21 protein-coding genes are annotated in these 25291 nt (G+C 43.2%); 12 read left to right on the top strand and 9 right to left on the bottom strand.

Annotation, left to right across the window (positions count from 1 at the left end; translation table 11 throughout):
- Positions 1 to 24: 24 nt before the first annotated feature.
- On the bottom strand, positions 25 to 789 hold the full coding sequence (locus U2P89_RS10875) for an NUDIX hydrolase (protein WP_019541087.1): 765 nt from the start codon (positions 787 to 789) through the stop codon (positions 25 to 27).
- Positions 790 to 1150: 361 nt separating this feature from the next.
- Here U2P89_RS10875 and U2P89_RS10880 point away from each other — a divergent pair, with 361 nt between their 5' ends.
- From U2P89_RS10880 to xylE, 10 genes are all read left to right on the top strand, one after another.
- Positions 1151 to 1396 carry a fibronectin type III-like domain-contianing protein gene (locus tag U2P89_RS10880; RefSeq protein WP_322191414.1) on the top strand — a complete coding sequence of 82 codons (246 nt, stop codon included), beginning with the start codon at positions 1151 to 1153 and terminating at the stop codon, positions 1394 to 1396.
- 114 nt (positions 1397 to 1510) lie between these two features.
- Positions 1511 to 2923 carry an MFS transporter gene (locus U2P89_RS10885; RefSeq protein WP_019541371.1) on the top strand — a complete coding sequence of 471 codons (1413 nt, stop codon included), beginning with the start codon at positions 1511 to 1513 and terminating at the stop codon, positions 2921 to 2923.
- A 112-nt stretch (positions 2924 to 3035) separates the two neighbouring features.
- Positions 3036 to 4172 carry an endo-1,4-beta-xylanase gene (locus U2P89_RS10890; protein ID WP_019541370.1) on the top strand — a complete coding sequence of 379 codons (1137 nt, stop codon included), beginning with the start codon at positions 3036 to 3038 and terminating at the stop codon, positions 4170 to 4172.
- A gap of 192 nt (positions 4173 to 4364) precedes the next feature.
- Complete coding sequence (locus U2P89_RS10895; RefSeq protein ID WP_019541369.1) at positions 4365 to 5336, top strand: glycoside hydrolase family 43 protein; 972 nt, start codon at positions 4365 to 4367, stop codon at positions 5334 to 5336.
- Positions 5337 to 5435: 99 nt separating this feature from the next.
- On the top strand, positions 5436 to 7475 hold the full coding sequence (locus tag U2P89_RS10900; RefSeq protein WP_322191415.1) for an alpha-glucuronidase: 2040 nt from the start codon (positions 5436 to 5438) through the stop codon (positions 7473 to 7475).
- 10 nt (positions 7476 to 7485) lie between these two features.
- The gene (locus U2P89_RS10905) at positions 7486 to 9189 is read left to right on the top strand and encodes a glycoside hydrolase family 43 protein (RefSeq protein ID WP_313381794.1); all 1704 of its coding nucleotides are present in this window, start codon (positions 7486 to 7488) and stop codon (positions 9187 to 9189) included.
- 35 nt (positions 9190 to 9224) lie between these two features.
- Positions 9225 to 10037 (top strand): SDR family oxidoreductase, encoded by an 813-nt coding sequence (locus U2P89_RS10910; RefSeq protein ID WP_322191416.1) that lies wholly within the window; start codon positions 9225 to 9227, stop codon positions 10035 to 10037.
- A gap of 135 nt (positions 10038 to 10172) precedes the next feature.
- Complete coding sequence (locus tag U2P89_RS10915) at positions 10173 to 11648, top strand: xylulokinase (protein ID WP_322191417.1); 1476 nt, start codon at positions 10173 to 10175, stop codon at positions 11646 to 11648.
- Between the two features lie 36 nt (positions 11649 to 11684).
- Positions 11685 to 13016: a xylose isomerase gene (gene xylA, locus U2P89_RS10920; RefSeq protein ID WP_322191418.1), complete on the top strand. Its 1332-nt coding sequence runs from the start codon at positions 11685 to 11687 to the stop codon at positions 13014 to 13016.
- 113 nt (positions 13017 to 13129) lie between these two features.
- On the top strand, positions 13130 to 14521 hold the full coding sequence (gene xylE, locus U2P89_RS10925) for a D-xylose transporter XylE (protein WP_026327195.1): 1392 nt from the start codon (positions 13130 to 13132) through the stop codon (positions 14519 to 14521).
- Here the strand turns inward: xylE and U2P89_RS10930 are convergent.
- Together U2P89_RS10930 and U2P89_RS10935 are read right to left on the bottom strand one after the other, a co-directional pair.
- Positions 14507 to 15829, bottom strand: coding sequence for a glycerate kinase (locus U2P89_RS10930; RefSeq protein ID WP_322191419.1), 1323 nt, complete (start codon positions 15827 to 15829; stop codon positions 14507 to 14509). The genes xylE and U2P89_RS10930 overlap by 15 nt on opposite strands.
- Entirely contained in the window at positions 15826 to 16176 is a 351-nt protein-coding gene (locus tag U2P89_RS10935) for a hypothetical protein (protein ID WP_313381789.1), read from the bottom strand. The genes U2P89_RS10930 and U2P89_RS10935 overlap by 4 nt, the downstream gene beginning before the upstream one ends.
- Before the next feature lie 201 nt (positions 16177 to 16377).
- Here U2P89_RS10935 and U2P89_RS10940 point away from each other — a divergent pair, with 201 nt between their 5' ends.
- Positions 16378 to 16668: a nucleotidyltransferase family protein gene (locus U2P89_RS10940; RefSeq protein ID WP_019538928.1), complete on the top strand. Its 291-nt coding sequence runs from the start codon at positions 16378 to 16380 to the stop codon at positions 16666 to 16668.
- Positions 16661 to 17005, top strand: a complete 345-nt coding sequence (locus U2P89_RS10945) for a DUF86 domain-containing protein (RefSeq protein ID WP_019538929.1) — start codon at positions 16661 to 16663, stop codon at positions 17003 to 17005. Before U2P89_RS10940 ends, U2P89_RS10945 begins: the two co-directional genes overlap by 8 nt.
- A 151-nt stretch (positions 17006 to 17156) precedes the next feature.
- On the opposite strand, the gene U2P89_RS10950 is transcribed toward U2P89_RS10945, so the two are convergent.
- The 6 genes from U2P89_RS10950 to U2P89_RS10975 form a co-directional block, all read right to left on the bottom strand.
- Positions 17157 to 18152 carry a metallophosphoesterase family protein gene (locus tag U2P89_RS10950; protein WP_313381788.1) on the bottom strand — a complete coding sequence of 332 codons (996 nt, stop codon included), beginning with the start codon at positions 18150 to 18152 and terminating at the stop codon, positions 17157 to 17159.
- 296 nt (positions 18153 to 18448) lie between these two features.
- Positions 18449 to 19603, bottom strand: coding sequence for a glycoside hydrolase family 130 protein (locus U2P89_RS10955; protein WP_313381787.1), 1155 nt, complete (start codon positions 19601 to 19603; stop codon positions 18449 to 18451).
- Between the two features lie 59 nt (positions 19604 to 19662).
- The gene (locus U2P89_RS10960) at positions 19663 to 22383 is read right to left on the bottom strand and encodes a glycoside hydrolase family 2 protein (RefSeq protein ID WP_313381786.1); all 2721 of its coding nucleotides are present in this window, start codon (positions 22381 to 22383) and stop codon (positions 19663 to 19665) included.
- Between the two features lie 28 nt (positions 22384 to 22411).
- Positions 22412 to 22549 (bottom strand): hypothetical protein, encoded by a 138-nt coding sequence (locus tag U2P89_RS10965; RefSeq protein WP_313381785.1) that lies wholly within the window; start codon positions 22547 to 22549, stop codon positions 22412 to 22414.
- A gap of 174 nt (positions 22550 to 22723) precedes the next feature.
- A complete protein-coding gene (locus tag U2P89_RS10970) occupies positions 22724 to 23425 on the bottom strand; it encodes a DUF3823 domain-containing protein (RefSeq protein WP_313381784.1) in 702 nt (233 codons plus the stop codon).
- Between the two features lie 27 nt (positions 23426 to 23452).
- The gene (locus tag U2P89_RS10975; protein WP_313381783.1) at positions 23453 to 25288 is read right to left on the bottom strand and encodes a RagB/SusD family nutrient uptake outer membrane protein; all 1836 of its coding nucleotides are present in this window, start codon (positions 25286 to 25288) and stop codon (positions 23453 to 23455) included.
- Positions 25289 to 25291 lie beyond the last annotated feature (3 nt).

Here is a 25291-nt window from a genome sequence, read left to right on the forward strand (position 1 = left end):
ACACCAAAGTTGGATAGAGTTATTTCAGAACCCGGGTTTGAATCTGTCTATCTTAGCCTTTCTCTTATTAAACCGGTACAACCGGGGAGCTCTGTAAGGTACGTTTTTTTGTACTTCGTCCAACTGTTCCAGGCCGTCGATCAGTAACATTTTCTTTTGAAAGTTGCGGACATCGGATTTTGTCTCAAGCACAAGATCGTACAGATTGCGGAGTTGAGTCATTGTGAACTTACGGGGTAATAATTCGAAAAGCATGTAGGGCTGAAGCATCACCTGATGGCGGATATGCTTCAGCGCCTCCTCTGCAATCTGATTATGGTCGAAAGCAAGCTTCATATTGGCAAGAGATTTGACGTCATACCATCGGGCGGTAGTATTTTCAGATTCGAAAATAATTTTCCGGCTGATCTTTATTAATGCCAGGTATCCGACAGTTACAATACGTCCGATTTTCATATTGGTTGTTTTCTCTAACCAGTTCTTGTCTCTCGGATTACTGGTTCTTTTGGGATCCCCAAAGCTATGAAACTGATGCAGGAAAATATTTTTCAGACCTGTGAGTTCGTTTAAAACACGAATTGCAGCAGTATCCAGATCTTCATCCTGATATATAATACTTCCGGGTAGTTTTTTGTCGCTGTAGTTGCCGTTCACCTCGCTGATCGTACGTTCGATCAATAAAATTTTAAGTTTCTCGCCATCAAAACCAAACACCACACAGTCAATAGAAACGTGAGGGTTGTATGCTAATGTGTGAGATGTCTTCTGTGATGTTTTGTCGTTTGCCATAAGATTCTTGTTTTCAGTGCAAAATTATGCTATAAATTGGATCGGTGCAAAAAATAACAGCTCAATATTGGCTGTTAATTTATTTTTGTTATTTTTTTGTTTTGTTTTTTGTTGTTATTTGAAATAAATAAATAAATTTGTAACCTATAAATATATTGATGTGTGTAATTTTTACAATAAGTCATTTTTATTTATGTCTAATAATATTGTATTATATACTTATAATATATTGATAATTAATATATAGTATATTTTATTATTGTAAAAAATACATGAAGAAAATAAGCCTGATCTAACGGATGGTAAAAGTAATTACCTGATGAACCTCCTGAAACAGCAGGGAATGATTATGGACGTATGAGTGCAAGTATATGTCAGGCGGAATAACGATCCCGAGGCTCCCAACAAGTCGTTGAGGGCGTTCCGGAGGATACACCTCAAAGCGGGTGAAACCCGGCATGTGGAGTTAACCATAAGCCCCGAAGCCTTTGAGTTCTACGATGGCAACGTTGACGGGTTGGTTATGAAACCGGGAAGTTATACCATCCTGTATGGAGGAACATCGGATGAAATCAATCAAAAACAGATAGAAGTGAAGGTGAAATGACTGTACACAGCCGACCCGGTATAATGACAAGGTGATAGTCGTTGGAAGTTGGTTGAAGGATGATAATTGAACGGAGTATTGAAGAAAAAAAGACTAAAAAAATAACAAACAAGAATGGAATCAGAAATGCTTAGACAGGGCGAATCGAGAGGTTTTTATAAACTATCCCGGATACAGCGTATCGGCTTTGGTTCGGGCGACCTGGCACAGAACCTTATCTATCAGACGGTATCGATGTACCTGCTGATCTTTTACACCAACGTCTTCGGATTGCCGGCCGCCACTGCTGCGGTGATGTTTCTGATCGTACGCCTGATCGATGTCATCTGGGACCCTATTGTAGGAGCTTTCGTGGATAAGCGGAATCCCAGGATGGGGAAATATCGCTCCTATCTGATATTGGGCGGTATTCCCCTCACCGGATTTGCCATTCTTTGTTTTTGGAACGGTTTCTCCGGTTCGTTGCTGTATGCCTATATCACCTATATCGGTTTGTCGATGTGCTATACCCTGGTCAATGTTCCCTATGGGGCGCTGAATGCATCACTTACCCGTGATACCGACGAGATCACCAAACTGACATCGGTACGTATGTTCTTGGCAAATCTCGGTGGTTTGGCTGTAGCTTATGGTATTCCCATCATCGTCAGAACATTTTCACCCGATGGAAAGATCAATTCGGCGGAATCCGGGAATGCATGGTTTATCACCATGACCATTTATGCGCTTGCAGGACTGGCTTTGTTAATCTTTTGTTATACCCAGACCAAAGAACGGGTCGTCATGGACGAGAAAGATATGGCACTCGTAAAAGTATCCGATCTATGGACGGAATTTGTACGTAACCGTCCCCTGCGGATCCTTGCATTCTTCTTTATTACGGCTTTCGCGATGATGGCTATCGGTAACTCTGCAGGGTCCTACTACATGATCTACAATGTGAATGCTCCCGATATGATGCCCTACTTCATGGCCTTGGGTTCCATCCCCGCGTTTATCTTTTTACCGATGGTACCGGCCATAAAGAAGGCTATCGGTAAAAAACAAATGTTCTATGTATTCCTTTCGATAGCGATTGCCGGAATGGGGATGCTGTATGTCATTTCAGTCGTTCCCGCACTCAAAACGCAGGTTTGGCTTGTCCTTGTCGCCCAATTCGTGAAATCTACGGGTGTAATCGTTGCCACAGGATATATGTGGGCGTTGGTGCCGGAAGTCATTTCATATGGTGAACATACAACAGGAAAGAGAATATCGGGAATCGTGAACGCTTTGACCGGGATCTTCTTCAAGGCCGGTATGGCATTGGGTGGGGTGGTTCCCGGGTTTGTACTGGCGTTTGTGGGGTTTGATGAAAGAAATCCTGTTTCACAATCTCCTTTCGTGGAGCAGGGTATTTTGTGGCTTGTAGCCGTTATTCCCGCATTGCTGCTTATCCTGGCTATGTTTATTATCTCGAGATATGAACTGGAAGATGATGTGATCGATAAGATCAATATAGAGATCGAAGAAAGACAGTTAAGTTAATGTGCTAATGTATTGATTTATTGATGTGTAAATTAAAATCAACAAATAAGTTAAATGGTTCATTGTTAATTATTTATTGCTAATTGAAAATTGAAAAATAAAAACAGAAACGATGAAAAAAGGAAATAACAAAACAGTCTGGACATTCCTCTTCATCTGCGTGGTGATGTTGGCAGGATGCAGTACACCGGAAAAAGAGACGGTGGCGCTGAAAGATGCGTATCAGGGTAAATTCCTGATGGGTGCGGCATTGAATGTCGACCAGATAGAGGGACGGGATAGGGCAGGTGTAGAGATCGTAAAACACCATTTTAATTCGATTACTGCCGAAAATTGCATGAAGAGCATGTACCTGCAACCGAAAGAAGGTGAATTCTTTTTTGAGGAAGCCGATAGATTTATGGAATTTGGGGAAGCGAACGGTATGCACATGGTCGGGCACACGTTGATATGGCACTCGCAGGCTCCCGATTGGTTTTTTACCGACGAGGAGGGGAATGATGTGTCACGCGATGTGCTGATCGAAAGGATGAGAAATCACATCACTACAGTGGTTGGTCGTTATAAAGGTCGTATACATGGCTGGGATGTGGTGAACGAAGCGATCCTGGAAGACGGGACATACCGCAACAGCAAGTTCTATTCCATCATAGGGGAAGAATATATCCCGCTGGCTTTTGAATTTGCACACGAAGCCGATCCTGATACGGAATTGTACTACAATGACTACGGTATGGGATTGGAAGGAAGAAGAAACGGAGTGGTCAGCATGGTAAAATCTTTGCAGGAAAAAAATATCCCCATCCACGGTATCGGAATGCAGGGACACATGGGCCTGGGTTATCCCGATATCAACGAATACGAGAAAAGCATCCAGGCCTATTCTGAACTCGGCCTGACAGTTATGATCACGGAGATGGATATCATCGTTCTCCCGTTCCCCAGTTCCGATGTAACTGCCGAAGTTTCGCTGAGTTACGAATACCAGCAGGAAATGAATCCGTATACCGACGGCTTGCCCGAACCGGTAGCTACGGTATGGGAAGAACAGTATGTGGATTTTTTCAAACTATTTCTGAAACATCACGACAAGATCAGCCGTGTAACCCTATGGGGTGTGAGTGATGCAACTTCATGGAGAAACGACTGGCCGATGCAGGGCAGGATGGATTATCCGTTACTTTTCGACAGGGATTATCAACCGAAACCGGTTGTAAATGAATTGATAAAATTAGGTAAAGAGCAATAATCTGAGATTTTGCTATTGATAGTAAGATAAACAATCATGATATTTGATTTGATAATTTACTGATTTACTGATTTACTGATTTGGAGATTTTTTGTGAATAATATGATCATTTCATCTACAAATCGCCAAATCAATCAATTAGAAACAGTCTTGTGTCTTGGTTCTTGAATCCTGGTTCTAAATTAAAATAATATGAAACAAGCAAGATATTTGGTGCCCCATGATTATATGGCCGATCCTTCGGTTCACGTGTTTAACGACAGGCTTTACATCTACCCTTCACATGACTGGGAAAGCGGTATCCCTGAGAATGATAATGGAGATCATTTCAATATGAGGGACTACCATGTTTTTTCACTCGATGACGTGGAACATGGGGAAGTGGCCGACCACGGAGTGGTATTGAGAACGGAAGATATTCCCTGGGCTGGCCGGCAGTTGTGGGATTGTGACGTAGCTTTTCGGAACGGAAAGTATTATATGTATTTCCCTCTGAAGGATAAAAATGATATCTTCCGTATCGGTGTAGCGGTCAGTGAGAAACCCGAAGGACCGTTCATTCCGCGGGAAAATCCCATCAAAGGAAGTTACAGCATCGATCCGTGTATCTGGCCTGACGAAGACGGGGAATACTATATGTACTTCGGTGGACTTTGGGGAGGCCAACTACAACGCTACCGGAACAACAAAGCCTTGGAATGTGCGGATCTGCCCGAAGGCGATGCATTGGCTCTTTGTCCCAAAGTTGTCCGGTTACGTGGAGATATGCTCGAATTTGCCGCCGAGCCGCGCGATCTGGTTATTCTGGATGAAAACGGGAAACCGCTTAAGGCCGGCGATACCGAACGCCGTTTCTTCGAAGCATCGTGGATGCATCAATACAACGGCAAATACTATTTCTCCTATTCGACCGGCGATACGCATCTTATCTGCTATGCTATTGGCGACAACCCTTACGGCCCGTTTACATACAAGGGAGTGATCCTTACACCCGTTGTAGGATGGACAACCCATCATTCTATTGTTGAGTTTAAAGGGAAATGGTATCTGTTTCATCACGATTGTGTCCCTTCGGGCGGCAAAACATGGTTGCGGAGCCTGAAAGTCGTTGAACTGGAATACAACGCGGATGGAACTATAAAGACTATTCAGGGTACAGTATAAGGAAGTGGTTAGGTGGACAGGTGGGAAGGAAGACTGGGAGAAGTGGGAGACTGGGGAGATTGGGGAGTTTGATGATCCGAAATTTATTAAGGTGAAATAATGAATAGAACCGTATTGTATATAGTATTCTCGTTGTGTATTTCTGCAGGGTGTCTGAAAGCGGAAGACGGAAGCCGTTTATGGCTGCGTGCCGAAATGACCGCCCAGGCTCAGGTGAAAGCCAACAGGGAAAGCCCGACCATAACCGTTGCTGTAGAAGAATTGAAAACGCAATGGAAGGGCGCACCGGTACAACTCCACATACACCGGAATAAAAAGCTGCGAAACCTGGGAAAGGACAGCTATATTATTTCCGGCGATAAACAAGCGGGAATCACTATTCAATCGGGTTCCGACATAGGATTACTCTACGGTGCCTACCATTTGTTGCGTTTACAGGAAACGCAAAACGACAACGGTGTGCTGCAGGTCGAAGAATCACCCGCATACGATTTGCGCCTGCTGAACCACTGGGATAACCTCAACGGGACAGTAGAGCGCGGATATGCCGGATATTCCATCTGGAAATGGGATGAACTCCCCGCAAAAATATCACCGCGATACAAGGAATATGCGCGGGCCAATGCTTCGATCGGCATCAACGGGACGGTACTGAACAACGTGAATGCTTCTCCCGATATATTAACAGGAAATTACCTGCAAAAAGTGAAAGTAATAGCGGATATTTTGCGTCCTTACGGCATAAAGGTCTATTTATCAGTGAACTTTTCATCTCCGAAGATATTGGGTGGACTTTCCGGATCCGATCCGCTGGATCCCGGCGTGCAACGGTGGTGGCGAAATAAAGTCGGGGAGATATACCGTTTGATCCCCGATTTCGGCGGTTTTCTGGTGAAAGCCAATTCCGAAGGACAGCCCGGCCCCCAGGATTATGGTCGCACGCATGCTGACGGTGCCAACATGCTGGCAGATGCATTGAAGCCTTATGGCGGCATTGTGATGTGGCGGGCATTTGTTTATAATCCTACCCACGAAGACCGTGCCAAGCAGGCTTATCAGGAGTTTATCCCGCTGGATGGGAAGTTCCGTGATAATGTGATTGTGCAGGTAAAAAACGGGCCAATCGACTTCCAGCCGCGCGAGCCGTTCAGTCCCTTGTTCGGCGCAATGAAACATACGGCGCTGATGCCCGAACTACAGATCACGCAGGAATACCTCGGGTTCTCCAACCATCTGGTTTTCCTGGCACCGCAATGGAAAGAATTCTTTGAAAGCGACACGTACTGCAATGGTGAAGGTTCTACCGTAGCGAAAACAACCGACGGAACATTATTCTCCCATCCGGTAAGCGCTATCGCAGGGGTAGCCAATATCGGACAGGATACCAATTGGTGCGGACATCATTTTGCGCAAGCGAACTGGTACGCATTTGGCCGGCTGGCATGGAATCATAGGCTGACCGCAGATGAGATTGCGGATGAGTGGTTGCGCATGACGTTCACCCGGGACGAGGCCTTCGTCATCCCCGTGAAAGAGATGATGCTTGACTCATGGGGTGCCGCTGTCAATTATATGATGCCTCTGGGATTGCATCATATTTTCGCATGGGATCATCATTACGGGCCGGAACCCTGGTGCGATATCCCGGGCGCACGTCCCGACTGGTTGCCTAAGTATTACCATAATGCCTGTGAAGAAGGGATCGGATTCGACCGCACGACCGGGGGCAGCGATGCCGTTTCGCAGTATCATGCTCCGTTAAAGGAATATTTCAACGATATCGCAACCTGCCCCGAAGATCTTCTCCTTTGGTTCCATCATGTGCCCTGGGACCATCCGATGAAGAACGGGCGCACGCTTTGGGATGAGTTGTGCTACCGGTATGACACGGGTGTGCAGCAGGTGCGCGAATTCCAGAAAATATGGGACAGGATGGAGAATTATATCGACGGAGACCGTTTCCGTCATGTGCAGTCGCGGTTGAAAATACATGCGCGCGATGCCGTCTGGTGGAAAGACGCCTGCCTCCTGTACTTCCAGACATATTCGGGCAGACCGATCCCTTACGACATCGAACGGCCTGTGCATGAACTGGACGATCTGAAAAAAATAAAACTGGATTTGAGACATCATAACTGAAACCTTACCTATGAGAAAGATCGTATATATAAGTACATTGCTCTATTTAGCGTTCGTGGCATGCAGTAATACGGACAAAACGAATTCCGCTGTGTTCAGGAATGCCGTTTATACCGGGAACGATGCCCGTTTCGATAAGGAGATCGACCCACAGCGGCAGTACTTCAATCCCATCCTGAGCGGGTTCTATCCCGATCCGAGTATCTGCCGCAAAGGAGACGACTTCTTTCTCGTCAATTCGTCGTTCTCGTATTATCCGGGAATTCCGATTTTCCACAGTCGCGACCTGGTCAACTGGACGCAAATAGGCTTTGTACTGAACCGGCCGTCACAACTGAAACTCGATGGTATCCGGCTTTCCGGTGGCATTTATGCGCCGGCTATCGAATACAATCCGCACAACGATACCTTTTATGTCATCACGACATGCGTGGACGGGCTTGGGAACTTTCTGGTCAAAACCGATGACCCGTTCAAAGGGGAATGGTCTGAACCCATTACCCTCCCCGCGGTGGGAGGCATTGATCCGTCCCTGTTTTTCGATGAGGACGGATCAGGATACATTGTGAACAACGAGGCTCCCCAGGGCGAACCCGAATATGACGGGCATCGAGCCATCTGGTTACACCGCTTTGATCCCGCAACGGATCAGACTTTCGGCGAAGCGAAGATGATCATCGACGGAGGGGTGGATAAATCGCAAAAACCGATCTGGATAGAAGGGCCGCACCTGTATAAAATAAACGGAAAATATTATTTGATGTGTGCGGAAGGAGGAACTTCTGTGAACCATAGGGAAGTAATCTTCAGTGCGAATAGCCTGGATGAATCGTTTATTCCCTATGAGAATAATCCGATCCTTACGCAGAAAGATTTACCGGAAGACAGACCGGAGATTGTGACCTCGACCGGACATGCCGATATCATAGAAACAGCGGAGGGAGAATGGTATGCCGTTTTTCTGGGATGTCGTCCGTATAAAGGAAATTATTATTATACGGGCAGGGAAACATTTCTGTTGCCCGTTACATGGGAAAACGGGTTTCCCGTTATTCTGCCGCAAGGAGAATCTGTACCTGTGGTGGTCGATAAACCGGACCTGTCGCCCGCTCCGAACTTCCTGACGGGGAATTTCGTATGGGAGGATCGTTTCGGATCGAAGAAGCTTGGTTACGACTGGTTGTTCGTAAGAACGCCCATCGACCCATGGTGGAGGATCGAGGATGATGCAATGAAAATAGATGCCATACAAAGACGTATCTATGATATTGATAATCCGGCTTATATCGGAAGACGTATCCAGCACCTGGATTTTGAGTTTTCGGTGGAAATGGACTTTGTACCGCAATCCGAAACGGAATTAGCCGGAATATGTTGTTTCCAGAACGAAAAGTACAATATCATTCTGGGAAAAACAATGGACGGCGATCAACCCGTGATCGTCCTTTACCTTGCTGACGGAGAATCCGTGCCCGCTCGTCTGTATTCACAGGCCATCCCCGATGAATATGCCGCAACTCCGGTAATATTGAGTATAAAAGCAGAGAATACATATCTCCGTTTTGACGTCACATACGTGGATGGAACCCGGATGACCGTAGCGGAAGAGATCGATACGGCATTCCTGACAACCGAAAAAGCCGGTGGATTTGTCGGGGCAACGGTAGGTATGTATGCCACATCAGTACACCCGGGAAACAATTTCGAAAAATAGAAAATAGTATTATAACAGGAAAAAATAGTTTGGCGATGGAAAATTTATTCAGTATAGAGGGGAGAGTTATCGTTATTACGGGAGGTACAGGCGTACTGGGAAGTGTAATTGCATCCTACCTGGCAGGCCAGGGCGCCAGAATAGTTATCCTGGGGCGCCGGGAAGAGGCAGGCAGGGGGAGTGTAGACAAAATCAAATCGGAAGGCAAGGAAGCGCTGTTCCTGAGAACTGATGTGCTGGACGAAGCTGTGCTGGTACGGAACAGGGAAGAGATATTGGGACGGTACGGGCGTATCGACGCATTGCTCAATGCAGCCGGTGGGAATATGCCGGGAGCCAACATCAGTCCCGCACAAACCTTTTTCGATCTGGATCTGGATGAATTCGACAAGGTGGTCCGGTTGAACCTAACCGGCACCGTGCTGCCTTCCAGGGTTTTTCTCAAACCCATGGTGGAACAAAAAAAGGGGAATATCATTAATTTCTCGTCGATGGCCGCCTTCCGTCCGATGACACGCGTAGCCGGATATGCCGCGGCAAAAGCGGGGGTCACCAACTTCACGCAGTTCCTGGCCAATGAGGTGGCTGCCAAATTTGGCGAGGGGATACGGGTAAATGCCATAGCACCGGGTTTCTTTATCACCGAACAGAACCGGGATTTGCTCACAAACCCCGATGGTAGTTACACCCAACGGGGAGAGGATGTCATACGCCAGACGCCCTTCAAACGGATGGGAAAACCCGAGGAACTGTGCGGGGCAATCCACTATTTAGTGAGCGATGCCTCATCCTTTGTGACCGGGACAACCATCACCATAGACGGAGGATTCAACGGATTTGCCATGTGATGATATTTTTACTTCCTCTATAAGAGGAAATTACACTGAATCTGCTTAGCTTTGTTCCGTGATTACCCGGAGGTATGGGAAATGATCAGGGAAACGAGTATGCAACCCATTTAAATAATTAAAAAAGAATGAATTATGTATTTATTAGGCTATGATATAGGGAGTTCCTCTGTAAAAGCTGCTTTGGTGGAAATTGAAACCGGAAAAACCGTGATATCCGATTTTTATCCCAAGGCAGAGATGCCGATGTATGCCGCACAGCCGGGCTGGGCCGAGCAAGACCCTGAGATGTGGTGGACTAACCTTAGATTGTCTACCGCTTCAGTACTCGAACAATCGAAAGCAGACCCTCAGGATATTAAAGCCATCGGTATTTCATGGCAGATGCACGGATTGGTGATGGTAGACAAAAACAGGGAGGTGCTACGTCCATCCATTATCTGGTGTGACAGCCGGGCAGTACCTTTTGGTGAGAAGGCTTTTCATTCGATCGGGCAAGAGAAGGTTTTATCCCATCTATTGAATTCTCCCGGAAACTTTACGGCCTCAAAACTGGCATGGGTAAAAGAGAATGAACCGGAGATATATGAGCGTATTTACAAGATCATGTTGCCGGGCGATTATATTGCCATGAGGTTGACAGATGAGATATCGGTTACTGTGGAGGGATTGTCCGAAGGAATATTCTGGGATTTTAAAGAGAATCGTATATCGCAGGATATCCTGGATTATTTCGGATTCGAGAAAGAGCTGATCCCCGATATAACGCCGGTGTTCGGCATACAAGGCCGGATATCTGACTCCGCGGCAAGAGAGCTTGGTCTCCGGCCTGGAACACCTGTCAGCTACCGGGCAGGAGATCAACCCAATAATGCTGCTTCCCTGAATGTCTTTAATCCCGGAGAGATTGCTTCTACTGCCGGTACATCAGGTGTCGTTTACGGAGTGTTGGATGAGGTAAAATATGATCCCTTGTCAAGGGTGAATATATTTGCGCATGTCAATCATGAACCGGATCGTACCCGATTAGGTGTTTTGCTTTGTATCAACGGTACGGGTATTCTGAATTCATGGATAAAGAAAAATATTATGCCGGGACAGATAGATTATAATGAGATGAATACACTTGCGGCGCAATCGCCCATCGGCGCAAGAGGCCTCTCGGTAATCCCTTTCGGGAACGGTGCGGAGCGTGTACTGGAAAACCGGAATGTGGACTGTTCGTTCCATGGTATTAATTTCAATATTCATTCCCGCTCCGATTTGTTACGGGCGGCCCAGGAGGGAATCGTTTTTTCCTTCCAGTACGGAATGGAGATCATGCAGGAGATTGGGATGGATATCCGGGTCATTCGCGCAGGAAATGCCAATATGTTCCTCAGTCCGCTGTTCAGGGAAACGCTTGCCTCAGTAAGTGGTGCGGTCATCGAACTGTTTGATACCGACGGAGCAGCAGGTGCGGCAAAAGCTGCCGGTATCGGTGCGGGAATATATGTGTCGCCTACAGAAGCATTCTCCTCATTGAAAAAAATCATGACCGTGGAACCGGATAATAAGAATAAAGGTCAATATATGAATGCATACCAACGCTGGAAATCCCTGATATCATAAAATAATAGTATAATAATCTTTTAATAAATTTACATTATGGACGCAGAAAAGAAAATAGAGGAATTTTTTCCTGGAATTGGAAAGATAGAATTTGAAGGTAAAGAGAGCAAAAATCCGTTGGCCTTCCGGTATTACGATGCCGAAAAAGTCGTTTACGGGCGCAAGATGAAGGATTGGTTCAAATTTTCAATGGCTTATTGGCATACGCTTTGCGCCGAAGCGAGAGATCCGTTTGGAGTGGAGACCAAAGATTTTGAATGGAACAACGGTAGTGATGCGATGGAAAGAGCTAAAAAGAAAGTTGATGCCGGTTTCGAGTTCATGCAGAAAGTAGGTATCGAATATTTCTGTTTCCATGATGTGGATCTCGTAGATGAAGCCAATTCTCTGGAGGAGTACGAAGCCAATCTGAAGACTATTGTGGCCTATATCAAGCAGAAAATGAACGAAACCGGTATCAGACTGCTTTGGGGTACGGCCAATGTCTTCGGTCACAAGCGCTACATGAACGGTGCGGCTACCAATCCCAATTTTGACAGTGTGGCTTATGCCGCTACGCAGATCAAAAATGCCCTGGACGCTACCATTGAACTGGGAGGTGAGAATTACGTATTCTGGGGAGGACGCGAAGGTTATATGAGTTTGCTGAATACCGATATGAAACGTGAAAAAGAGCATCTGGCCATGATGCTTACCAAAGCACGCGATTACGCCAGAGCAAAGGGTTTTAAAGGTACTTTCTTTATCGAACCGAAGCCGATGGAACCCACTAAACACCAATATGATTATGATGCGGAAACCGTGATAGGGTTTCTTCGTGCCCATAACCTCGATAAGGATTTCAAACTGAATATTGAGGTGAACCATGCCACCCTTGCCGGCCATACGTTTGAACATGACCTGCAATGTGCGGCAGATGCCGGTATGCTTGGATCTATCGATGCCAACAGGGGGGATTATCAGAATGGATGGGATACCGACCAGTTTCCTGTGGATGTGTACGAACTGACACAAGCCATGCTTGTCATCCTGCAAAGCGGAGGATTGCAGGGAGGCGGGACAAATTTCGATGCCAAGACCCGTCGTGATTCTACTGATCTGGAAGATATTTTCATCGCACATATTGCCGGTATGGATGCCTTTGCACGTGCATTGGAGGCGGCAGCGGCCATCCTTGAAGAATCGCCCTACATCAAGATGCGGAAAGAGAGATACGCCTCTTTCGACAGTGGTAAGGGGAAAGAATTCGAGGAAGGGAAGCTCTCACTGGAAGATATGCGTGCATATGCGTTGGCATCAGGACGTGAACCGGAACAGATCAGCGGCAAGCAGGAGTTGTATGAGGCAATTGTAAATATGTATATCTAAAACAAAACGTACAATGAAAAGAGTGTGTCCCGGTCTTCCTCCCGATCCATCAGGATACTGAACCCATGAAGACTTTGTCGGACACCCTCTTTCATTGTTTTATTTTCTGAAACATGATAAAACAGTATAATAAACCTTATTTGTTTGGTATCACATTGGTTGCTACCCTGGGAGGATTACTTTTTGGGTATGATACGGCGGTTATTTCGGGAGCGGAGAAATCTATCGAAGCCTTTCTTATCAGACCGTTGGGCCTGAATTCCCTGATACATGGAGCGACAGTGTCGAGTGCATTGATCGGTTGCATAATCGGGGGAGTTTTGTCGGGATTCTTTTCGAACCGCCTTGGACGTAAGAGGACATTGTTATTTGCCTCGGTACTCTTTTTCCTCTCCGCCTTAGGATCGGGTTATCCGGAAGTATTATTCTTTACCAGTGGAGAACCCTCGATAGGATTACTGCTGATGTTTAATTTCTACCGTATCCTTGGAGGTATTGGGGTAGGACTTGCTTCAGCAGTATCGCCTATGTATATCAGCGAGATAGCGCCTGCTGATATCCGCGGTCGACTGGTTTCATTCAACCAGTTTGCCATTATCCTCGGAATGTTGGTGGTGTACTTTGTGAATTGGGCAATTGCATATGGACAGAGTATAGAATGGATAAATACCGTAGGATGGAGGTATATGTTTGCGTCGGAAGCTATTCCTGCGGCATTATTCGGGGTTTTATTACTTCTGGTTCCCGAGACGCCGAGGTTTCTGGTGCTGTCAAACCGGAATGAACAGGCAATGTCGGTTTTGAACAAAATTTATAGCGACAAGCTGAAAACGCAAACGATTTTCTCAGAGATTAAGCAGTCTATAGGGCAGACAACTGAAAGGGCAAAGCTATTCTCATATGGAAAAATAGTGATAATTATAGGTATTCTTTTATCGGTCTTTCAGCAATTTGTAGGGATAAATGTAGCGCTTTATTATGCTCCCCGTATTTTTGAAAGTATGGGAGCGGCCAAAGATGCTTCAATGTTGCAGACTATCGTAATGGGCTTTGTGAATGTTGTCTTTACGGTTGTCGCTATTCTTTCCGTTGATAAGTGGGGTAGGAAACCGCTTCTTATTACAGGATCGATAGGGATGGCTATAGGCATGTTTGCCATATCGGCATTGGCTTTTAATAATATTATAGGTATTGGTACATTAATATTTATCATTATATATACTGCCTCTTTTATGATGTCATGGGGTCCGATCTGTTGGGTGCTGATATCAGAAATCTTTCCGAACAAGATCCGTGGGCAGGCCGTAGCGGTAGCCGTTGCTTTTCAGTGGTTCGCCAATTATCTGATTTCTTCTACATATCCTGCAATGATGGAATTCAGCAGTGGAATGACTTATGGTTTTTATGGGTTGATGGCTGTCATTTCAGCATTATTCGTATGGAAGATGGTTCCTGAAACCAAAGGTAAATCGCTTGAAGAAATGGAAAAACTATGGAAGCGGTAAAGCTTCCATCACGACTACTACCATATCCATTACATTCGTCCGTGTGTTTCCGGTGATAATATGACCGCCGGCTTGTTGGAAAAAATGGTAAGAATCGGAATTTTGGAGAAAAAGCCGGGGATCGATATTTTTCTTCACCGCAGTAACTATCGTTTCATTATCAACAACGGCTCCCGCGGCATCGGTCGGTCCATCTGTACCGTCTGTTCCTGCACATAAGATGGTAATGTGTTTTTTGTGATCAATTTTAGTAGATAAATACAAGGCCAGGTGCTGATTGCGCCCGCCCGATCCATTTCCCGAAACTTTTACAGTCGGTTCACCCCCAAAAAGCAGGCAAACGGGCTTTTTGCCGGCAGCTTGTTGGTAATTTTCGATTGTTTTCAGAATAAAATCAGCTACATTCGTATAATCTCCCTTTAGCTTGTCAGTAATGATATAGGTTTTAAAACCAAGCTCATGTGCTTTACGCGACGCACCTTCAAGTGCCAGTAAGTTATTCCCGATTATGTAATTTTGGACGTTCCTGAAAATAGCATCGTCCGGCTTGGGTGTTTCGGGAATTAAACCGGTCAATCCTTTTTTCAAATGGTTCAGCATGGGAGACGGGAAAGAATTTTCCAGCGAATACTTTTCGATGACTGCCCAGGCGTCGGCAAAAGTGCTGGTGTCCCCGAAGGTAGGGCCGGAAGCAATGACATCGAGGCGGTCACCGGTAACATCCGATAAAATCAGGCAAACGGTTGTTGCCGGATAAAGCGTTTTGGCAAGTTGTCCGCCTTTCACGTTCGAAAGATGTTTGCGCACGGCATTTATTTCGGTAATATCAGCACCGCATTTTACCAGCAGTTCATTTGCATGTCTCAGGTCATCGAGCGTGGTTCCTTCAAGGAAATCCGCCATCAGTGCTGATGCACCGCCCGATATCAGACAGACAACCAGGTCTTCTTCACCGGCTTGCCGGGCAATGTCCAGCATTTTTCGTGTCCCTTTCACGCCTTCAGCGTCCGGTATCGGATGTCCCGCTTCGGTAAGTTTCAGGTATTTTAAATTTGTTTCGTGCCCGTATTTGGTAACAACGTGCCCCCCTGTTGTTTTGTCGCCTAAAATTTGTTCGGTTTCTTTAGCCATTAAAGCGGCTGCTTTTCCGGCTGCCAAAACGTAAATATGCCTGAATCGGGATAACGGGTATGATTTACCGGTAATTTGCAGTATATCATCATTCCGTTTTATTTGTCTTTGAATCAATTTTTCAGGCAAAACACTTTCAACTCCGGCGAGAAATATTTCTTCGGCTTTCTTTCTCATCTTTTTTTATCACAATATGAAAAATGAAGCCAGTCCATTGCTGAAGCGGCTTTACCGTGTCCTGTCTTCGACAAAATATAATTAGCGATGCTTATGGCACCGCCTGTTTTTTCCAACACCACGGCAATAATCGTCCCGAAAATAATCAGAAACCCGAGGGATGCCATGGTACTCCCAAACCCCTCTTTCAGGATTCCGACCACATCTTTATCAGGGAGGGTGATCATGGCCAACAACAGGGCCACGATAAACAGCGAAGCAAACGCGTTTAGTTTCGTGACGGAAGTGAGTATCACGATAAGTACGATGCCCAGCAGAACCAGGATAGAGAGTGTAACGATACTCATTTTACTTTAATCGTTTTTTCATGTTACGTGTATTGTTCATTGTTGAGGGTTTTTATTCCGTGGACAAAAATAATTAAATAAAATGAATCCGGTCGATTTACGAGAAAACTACCAATTTTTTAAGCGTCTCTAATTTAATCAAAAACATAAAAAATGAGTGAATGAATTTTGTGATTGGATAAGAAATAGTATTTTTGTGTTATGAGGACATTAGAAGAAGTAACACGTGCTTTGTATAATCATAAAAGCAGATTATTTGATAGTTATCCTATTAAATCAATGGCGATTTTTGGCTCTTATTCTAGAAGAGAACAAAACGATTCCAGCGATTTGGATATTCTTGTCGAGTTTTCTGACAAGATTGGCGTAAGATTTATTGATTTAGCCGAAGAATTGGAAGACATTCTTGGATTTAAGGTGGATTTGGTTTCAAAAAATGGTATTAAAGAAAAATATTTAGAATCAATAGGTTCGGATCTACTATATGTCTAAACGTGATATTTTGTTCCTGTTAGATGATATGTTGCAATCTGCTCAAAAGATTAAGCGATATGTAAAAGGTCATGATTATAATTCATTTTTAGCGGATGATAAGACCAAAGATGCGGTTGTTAGAAATTTCGAAATAATTGGGGAAGCCGCAAATCGGATTGTCCCGGATTTTAGAGACAAAAATCCGGAGATTGAATGGACAAGAATACGTGGATTTCGTAATAGAATAGTCCATGATTATTTTGGAGTTGATTATGAGATAGTTTGGAATATTATAGAAACATATTTAGATGAAATGATTGTTTGGTTGGAAACTGTCATCAAGAATAATAAATAAAGTCAAAACTTAAATAAAGGATTTGAGTTTATCGTCCACGGAGAACTTTGAATGGTAATTTTGATATAACCCAAGAAAGCACCAAATAAATATTCGATGACAAGGAATAAATTCTGCCACTGAATAAGTAAGTATTTCTTTTATGAAAAAACTATCTCCCCGGATTGGTAAACTCTGCCGGATACGAAACCTTGTGCCGAATAGTTCCATCTAACTGGTGGAGCCATGTGTCGAATGCCCGTTTTCCTTCCTTGAGCACTACTACGCGGGCTCCGTTGATTTCAGGGGTATAGGTGGTCTTCCAACCGCTGAAATGCCCGTAAGCCAAGGCTATACCATAGTAATTTACTACATAATCATTCACATGGTCATGTCCCACAAATGTGCCCATAACATCCCCCATCTCCTTCATCGATAGGAACATACCCGAATTAAGTCCGGGAGGGCATTCGTCTTCCTTTCTTTCCCCATAGCGTACGTTCTTTTCATCGTTGAATGCTAACCGGTATTCAGGCAACGGAATATGAAAATAGGCGAGGGCGGGTAGCGGCTGGAAATTATTTTTGACGGTATAATGGATACTTTGTTCCCGATACCATTCTATCTGCCTGGTGGTTACCCAATCGTAACCACTTACACCATCTATCGTGGAATAGGCTCCTGTATCGAAACAGTAGATCAGAGCTGCTTCTTTCAGTGGTTTTTCACTGCTATAGACCGGAATCACATTGTCCATTACCCTACCTCTGCTGACATCCGACAACCTGTTGATGTTGAAAGGGTAGGCGGTAACAATATCAGCAATCTCTTCCCTTGTTACACCCTGTTCATGATCGTGATTACCCAAAGTTACGGCAAATGGTATCTTGCGATCGATCACGAATTTTGTTACGGCATCCCAACCTTCCTCTACCGGTTTCCCTGTTACGATGTCGCCGGTAAATACCACCATATCAGGCTTCTCTTCATCCAGTATCCTGGGTATAAGCATCAGGGTTGTGTCTGATTTCGGATTCCCATGCATGTAATGCATGTCGGTAAACTGTACGATCTTGAATGTCCTGTCTTTCTTAAAAGAGAGTTTCTGGGCATTCAACGTGAAAGCGATCACGATGAAAAGTGAAACAATGATCCATTTTTTGTGCATACAAATAAATTTATATTTTTGATTTTCAATATCGATATTATCCATTTTCAGGCACTACGTGCCATCGGAAAGGATATCCCATCATCTGAAACAAACGGCAAATTTATAATTTCCATTTTTTTATTCACACCATTGCAAAAATATACAATTTTGAAGAATATCTATTCTAAGCGGTATGAATAATGATATGTACAGGGCAACAAGAAAGTTCTTCCTGCCACCCTGTACCCTATACTTTCACCGAAATTCGATATCAAACTGCTTACTCCATGAGTAAAAGAATTCAAAAATAATTGTTACTTGTTCATATTCTTTTTCTTTGCATCATTAATAGCTACAGCCACATGTGAATCGGCGCATCCGTAATAGAGGTAAAATCGATTATCGAGATAGGCTAGTCCCTCAATGAAGACGGTCCCGTCTTTATACTGTCCACTCTTTTCAAACGGTGCATCAGGATAGAAAAACGGTTTATCCAAACGATCCAATATTTTATAAGGATCATTGAGATCGAATAGAAACTGTCCGGCACAATAAGAGCCTGCCGGATAATCTGTATCTCCATCCTTTTCATCTCCATTTTTACCATTATACATCAACACGATCCCATCCTGAGTAATAATTGCCGGTGGTCCACACTCGGTCAGTCTGCTATCGAAAAATCCTTTTCGAGGTTTAGCGATTTCCTTCAATTCATTTTGTTCATTCAGTACGGGTTCCCAATTGATAAGATCGTCAGAAACGGCAGCACATACAGCATGTTCGCCCCAGTACATAAAGTATTTTCCATTAAATTTTGTAATAACTAATTGACCATCTTTTACTTTAGTGACAATGGATGCCGATTTGCAGGCCAGGTTTTCGAAGCGCCCATTATAGGCTTTGCCAAAAGCGAGGCCGTGCTTTTCCCATTGAATTAAATCGTGGGATGTCGCTACGGCCAGACGGGGCGTCTCCCGGTTCCATGCTGTGTAAAGCATTACATAGAGCCCATCTTCTGTCATGGCAACCCGGGGGTCCTCACAACCTCCCGGCCACTCGATGGATTTGAAAGCATCCTCCATGGGGAAAAGCACCGGTTCTGTACGGCGTTCCATCGTTATGCCGTCTTTCGATTCGGCATACCCGATACGGGACGTACGCTTACCAATCCCTTGAGCTGAATTGTCTTCGGCCCTGTAAAGCACTACGATCTTTCCCTCTTTTACTGTTGCTGCAGGATTGAAAGTATCGCTTTCTTCCCATTTTATAGTATCACCCTTCATCGGGCAATAAAACTTCGTCGGAAGAGGAGAAATAACAGGATTAGGATTTTCAGGACGTTCAAAAGGTCCTATGGCCCATTGGGGTAATTTAGCTTTCTCTTCTGAGGACTGTTGTTTTGCATTACTACAGGATCCGGCTATAACTGTAATAAGCAGTAAAATAAAAATTGAATATTTTTTTTTCATAAATAAGCAAAAAATATAGTAGTTATAAAATTTGTAGTTGTAATTGTTATCCTAATTTTTTAGTGGTGACACAAATTGTAAATTTCTTTTTTTACATTCCATCCCTTTAAAATAAGTTTTGAGTTCGCGACTAATTTCTGAGCGTTTGTTTCGATTCGAATTGCTTTTCTTTCTCCGGGTAGCAGTGAAAAGAAATTATCGGAATAAAAAGATGGACGTATTGGCTTATCATTCTCATCAAGAAGTTGAAGTTGTGTAAAGAATGCAATTGTGCGTGAAGTATTTTTGACCTCTATGTCTATTAAATAACACTCTTCTTCTTTATGTTCACGATAGCTTATCTCCAATTTAGTCTGTTTTAACTTTGATAAATCCTGAAAGCCGGAGGTTGTTGGGCCTGTTAATGTTTTACGTCCTTCGTAATGCGAATTAGATCGCCAATAAAAATTATTGCCCACTTCCGTGCCTTTTTCATCCAGAAGCCTCAACTTAATAAAGTGAACACTCGTAATAGTTGGTGGAAAATCTATCGTAAAAAGATCTTTTGCAACTCCATCCTCCGGTAGATTCACGGTCATTTCTTTTGAGAAAACTTTTTTCCCGTTCAAATCATACACATCAGCCAGCACTTTATAATTCGTAAAAGATCGGTAATAATCGTTGACTACAGAAACCGTGTTTCTCAAAAAATCGAATTGGGGGTGCAGGGGTTCACAAGCATTTTGTGCGGCATAAAGTGCTGCCGTCGGTTCCAACGACCAATCCCACATTCTCGAACAAACCTGACGAATCGGGGGATTATGATACCAAAACAAAAATCCGGAACAATAGCGGTCACCCTGGTTCAATTTGTTATAATTCCATACCTCCCATATACTTTTATAATTAAAAGCTCCCACCAATTGACCCTTTTCTGCAAATTCATCTATACTTTTCGAAATTCCGTACTCATTTACCATATCGCGGTACATTCCGGTCATTAAATGAAATCCGTTACCATCCGAATAATCCCATACCTCCTTATTAATGGGCCACAAATCTTTTTCGTCCATCATTTCACGTAAACATTCTACCGTTGGCAGGCATGGTGCACCATACTCAGGATTAAAGCCGTCTATACGACTACCTCTGTCTGAAGCTGTATTTTCGTAATGGCACATGATATTGACCTGCTTATATGGACTGCCATCGTGAACTCCACAACACTCCGATTGCATTTGATATCCGCGGGTTCCATCCAGGTTCTGGATTAATGCTTCGGTATAGGACATTTCTGTGGATTCATTGGAAGAAACATAATACGCTAAAGAGGGATGGTTCCGAATCCGTTTGACTGTTGAGGTCACGTTATTGTAATAGATACTCTCATCGACAGGATGTTTGGTATCCCCAGTCATCCAGAATTCCGTCCAGACCATGATTCCCAATTCATCACATAGTTGGAAGAAATAATCGGATTCTGTAATGCCTCCTCCCCAGAAACGTATCAGGTTTATCCCGGCTTGAGCTGTATAGCGAAGTTGTGCATATGTACGTTCTTCCGAGTTTCTGAGCATGTTTTCCGGGAGCCAGTTTGTTCCTCTTATAAAAATAGGTTTCCCGTTTATGTAAAATGTTCGGGATTTATCAGGAGTAGCCGTATTGGAAGTGATTTCACGTATGCCAAAACGGGTAGAGATCGAATCTATAAGGTTTTTATCCTTATCCAGAATTTTTAGTGACAGGTTGTAGAGTTCTTGCTTCCCTTTATTAATCGGCCACCATAAACGTGGATTCTTTAAAACCAATTGCGGATATTCTTCCGGACTAAAAGATATCTCTTTTCGCTCTCCCCTGGCTAATTGGACTTGCTTTTCAAAGCGCACGTTTTCATCCTTGATTTCTCCTACAATTGTAACATCCTGTATCGTCCAATTGTTATTCGGGTTAATCACTTCAACGGATATTGTCTGTCTTGAGACATTATAATCAGGTTTAGATAAATCCGACTTTACAAAAGGATGGCGTAAACTAACATTTCCTGTTGTATAAATAGAGATATCTTTCCAAATACCCGTATTTCGATCGCGGATACCATCCAAATAGGTGAAATCCCAACCGACTGTCATGAGTTGTGTGACGTTTTTCCCAATTTCTCCGTTTCCTCCGTTCTGGAATTCATCATTCAATGCTCCGATAGTTTTTTTACCTTTTGATTTAATCGTACCTGGTACATCCACAGGATAGACCTTTACTGCCAATATATTTTTTTTGTCGAGATAAATATAATCAGAAATATCAATGTGGTCCTGATAAAACATACCGGCGATATTTCCAACCATGTTACCATTCAGCCATATCTCGGCACGATAATTAATGCCGTCGACCTGCAACCACGTTTTTCTATTTTTAAAATGAGCTGTTGGCGTTTCAAATTCGGTACGAAACCAGTAGGTATAAAAGTCACGACCTACATGGTATATATCCGGAATTAGATTTGATTCCAGTTTATTATTCAAACCATAGTAGGGTTCCGGATAGATTTTGTTATGCACCAATGAGTTTAGTACAGTCCCCGGGACGATGGCCGGTATCCAGTCGTCTGTAGACACCTTTGGTGTGGAAACATCTTCGGCCTTACTGTGAACTTCTCCTGCCCTTCTCATCTTCCAGGTATATTCTCCACCATGTCCATCACGTGAACTCAGTATACAATCATAAAGACGTTCATTCTTTATCTCTTGTCCGTAGCACAGGCAGGTAAATAAGAAAGCTATAAAAAAAAGAGTTTCTCGCATCATGTTTTTTATTTCAATTGATTTCAATAGTTCATCTCCTTCTCAACACCCTTGTCCTGTGAGTGCCGTAAGGGACTGCATTAAACATCCTTGCCGCTCCTGTGGGCATCGTGATCGTTTTTCCCGCATTAATCCGGGTACCCGAAGGTATTAGCCGATCAGACCTCATCTCAGGACTGTTAGTCCCTATTGGGTCTGATCGGTAATCCCTGACCGGAGGCGACCAAATCAAGAGGATATTTTTTCTGATTTGGATGAGTTTGAATATTAATGAGTATTTGCTAAGATGCAGATTTAAATAATGTAACTATGAAAGTATTTTTTAATCATTGAAAGATATATGTTAAAGTTGAACAGCTATTATTGTACTATAGTTGATTTTTCCTTTAATGGCAGCTCCAATCCGAACATATATCTTATTCCCGTTTGAGATGATTTTATATTCATTTGATTTAAAGACATTGTCATTCTTTAAATCAAATGATATTTGGCCCTGAATGTCTTTGGTGGTTACTTTTTTAGCATAATTAGCTGCACCATCATCTACTCCGGGAGCAAAATTCCAATAACCGAAAACATTATCGACAGTAAAAGAGTCGTTTGTTGGTTTTACTTCATATTGAATCGTGACAGTTCCATTAGCATAATTAGCTGAAGCTTCAATTCTTGAAAATGGAGTGGCCTTGAGATCAAACATAGTAGCACCATTCACTTTTACTGTCCCTTCGCATGGATTTACAAAAGGACCATCCACAACAATCTTGTATTCATTGTTGAAAATTTTTGAATTTTCATAACTTCCATCATATTTGGCATAGAAATCCACAGACTGCGTCGCGTTTGTGTTTTGCTCATACATTTTTACAATAACACCTGTGGATCCCTGTACGGGGAATGGTATGGGGTTATTCGTTTCTTCATCCAGAATAAAACCTTTTATACCTCCGTTTGGTGCATCATAGTTATCTAAGCCATGAATACATCCATTCAGGCTTATTAATAATAGAAAACAGAAAGATAGTGATATTATAATATTTTTTTTCATGTCATCTCAATATTAAAATAAAAATATTTAGTTTGTATATCCTGGGTTCTGAACCAATTTCGGATTTGAGTTCATATCTTCATTATGGATTCTTGTGTAATAATTTTTTTCCAGGAAAATTCTTGTTTGTTTGGGAGTATTCGCATTTTTTTCGAAAATGAATTTGCCATCCCTGATATCAAACCACGGGTATAATGCAGAACCCTTAAAACCATTTAGACCTCCTTGGCTAACGTCAAGATGGGCAATCCTCCAACGTTTCATGTCCCAAAAACGATGTCCTTCAAAAGCCAATTCTACTTTTCTTTCATGACGAATTTTTTCTACTGATATGTCAGTCAGTTTTACAATTCCTGCCCTCTCTCTGATTTTATTAATGGCCGATAATGCTTCGTCTTTTTTCTCCAGTTCAAATGCTGCTTCCGCAAGATTTAAATAGATTTCCCCCAGACGAAAAACAGGCCAGGGAGTTTCGGATTTGCCCATATTCATATCGGTAAGCGTCTCGTCCCAGAATTTCTTTTGATAAAATCCGGTTTTAGAAGCATCACCAGCGTCGGCACCACCATCCTTACCACTTGTACTGTATATTACGCCATCCACTACAACTGTGTTTCCACCATCGGGTTGGTTTGTAGCTTGATGCCTTTCGGTATCAGAAACAATAATTCCTCTAATCCATTCAATTTCACTGTCTTTGCAGGGTGATCCAGGAAGATATACAGAAGCGAATAATCTTGGATCTTTACCCTCAAAAAGAGAATAAGGATCAGAGAATCTTAGAGGAGCTCCATTTTCTTCTATCTTTAATTCTCCGTTGGTGCCATCAATATATTCATAGGTTTCAATCATTTCCAGGGTAGGAGCCATCCCGCATCCCCATCCACCTCCTCGGTATGAGAATGGAGCATTCCGTTTATCCCAATCATGACCTTTTCCTCCTGCTACATTGTACTGCTTTTGGAAAATATATTCACCATTGTCACCATTGCCTTTTATGAATATTTCATAATAATTCTGGACCTTGTCGTTGGGATTTTTCTCGTAGAGTGAATAGATGCCCAGATCTAATAAGGCCTTGGAGGCATCATAAGAAGACTGATAAAACCGTGTAGTTTCATTTTGATTTATTCCTACTACACCATCCAATTGGACTGTACCATACTTGGCTATAGAGGCCGCATAGAGCGCAGCTCTTGAGCATAAAGCCAGTGTGGCTCCTTTATTAGCACGATATTTCTCTGATTCAGGTCTTATATCAGGAAGAATTTCAGATATTTCCTGACATTCTCTAACTATAAAATCATAAATCTCTACTTCCTTGTTCCTACTAACCGCCAATGACTCAAGATTGGAGGGGTCATATACCTGTGGTGCTGTGATAAGTGGGACACCACCGTATCTTTTTACCAATGTGAAGTAATGCATTGCCCGCAAGAATCTCACTTCTGCACTTAGCTGTTCCTTTTGAGAAGAAGATAATGATTCTGCACTCTCCAACTGCTCTAAAAAGTCATTACAATTACGTATGAATACATATCGACTGGAGAATTTCTGTTCGAATAATGCATCTTCGTAGGTATATGTAGCACTTCCATTATCAAACAGAGGGTCTTTCTGGAATGATCCCTGCGCCTCGTCAGACATTGAAGTAGGATTCATTAATCTCCATGCATCTCTATACCAGTAATTAAAGTCTTCCACTTGTAATCCGTCATATAGATTAACCAGAACACCGTTAATTAATTTAGGCTCTTTCCAAACTTGTTCCGGAGTAATGATATCAAACGATTCTTTATTTAAAAAATCACTACAACTAATGAAACAAACAATAGCTAAAAATGTAATAAATATTTTGTTCATAAT

It is taken from the genome of Proteiniphilum sp. (assembly GCF_034331125.1).
Classification (GTDB): domain Bacteria; phylum Bacteroidota; class Bacteroidia; order Bacteroidales; family Dysgonomonadaceae; genus Proteiniphilum; species Proteiniphilum saccharofermentans.

Coding starts and splice junctions, on each gene's coding strand:
- U2P89_RS10875 (WP_019541087.1), bottom strand. CDS start 789: ATGGCAAACGACAAAACATCACAGAAGACATCTCACACATTAGCATAC.
- U2P89_RS10910 (WP_322191416.1), top strand. CDS start 9,225: ATGGAAAATTTATTCAGTATAGAGGGGAGAGTTATCGTTATTACGGGA.
- U2P89_RS10885 (WP_019541371.1), top strand. CDS start 1,511: ATGGAATCAGAAATGCTTAGACAGGGCGAATCGAGAGGTTTTTATAAA.
- U2P89_RS10940 (WP_019538928.1), top strand. CDS start 16,378: ATGAGGACATTAGAAGAAGTAACACGTGCTTTGTATAATCATAAAAGC.
- U2P89_RS10890 (WP_019541370.1), top strand. CDS start 3,036: ATGAAAAAAGGAAATAACAAAACAGTCTGGACATTCCTCTTCATCTGC.
- xylA (WP_322191418.1), top strand. CDS start 11,685: ATGGACGCAGAAAAGAAAATAGAGGAATTTTTTCCTGGAATTGGAAAG.
- U2P89_RS10895 (WP_019541369.1), top strand. CDS start 4,365: ATGAAACAAGCAAGATATTTGGTGCCCCATGATTATATGGCCGATCCT.
- U2P89_RS10915 (WP_322191417.1), top strand. CDS start 10,173: ATGTATTTATTAGGCTATGATATAGGGAGTTCCTCTGTAAAAGCTGCT.
- U2P89_RS10970 (WP_313381784.1), bottom strand. CDS start 23,425: ATGAAAAAAAATATTATAATATCACTATCTTTCTGTTTTCTATTATTA.
- U2P89_RS10945 (WP_019538929.1), top strand. CDS start 16,661: ATGTCTAAACGTGATATTTTGTTCCTGTTAGATGATATGTTGCAATCT.
- U2P89_RS10935 (WP_313381789.1), bottom strand. CDS start 16,176: ATGAGTATCGTTACACTCTCTATCCTGGTTCTGCTGGGCATCGTACTT.
- U2P89_RS10965 (WP_313381785.1), bottom strand. CDS start 22,549: ATGAGGTCTGATCGGCTAATACCTTCGGGTACCCGGATTAATGCGGGA.
- xylE (WP_026327195.1), top strand. CDS start 13,130: ATGATAAAACAGTATAATAAACCTTATTTGTTTGGTATCACATTGGTT.
- U2P89_RS10930 (WP_322191419.1), bottom strand. CDS start 15,829: ATGAGAAAGAAAGCCGAAGAAATATTTCTCGCCGGAGTTGAAAGTGTT.
- U2P89_RS10975 (WP_313381783.1), bottom strand. CDS start 25,288: ATGAACAAAATATTTATTACATTTTTAGCTATTGTTTGTTTCATTAGT.
- U2P89_RS10950 (WP_313381788.1), bottom strand. CDS start 18,152: ATGCACAAAAAATGGATCATTGTTTCACTTTTCATCGTGATCGCTTTC.
- U2P89_RS10960 (WP_313381786.1), bottom strand. CDS start 22,383: ATGATGCGAGAAACTCTTTTTTTTATAGCTTTCTTATTTACCTGCCTG.
- U2P89_RS10955 (WP_313381787.1), bottom strand. CDS start 19,603: ATGAAAAAAAAATATTCAATTTTTATTTTACTGCTTATTACAGTTATA.
- U2P89_RS10905 (WP_313381794.1), top strand. CDS start 7,486: ATGAGAAAGATCGTATATATAAGTACATTGCTCTATTTAGCGTTCGTG.
- U2P89_RS10900 (WP_322191415.1), top strand. CDS start 5,436: ATGAATAGAACCGTATTGTATATAGTATTCTCGTTGTGTATTTCTGCA.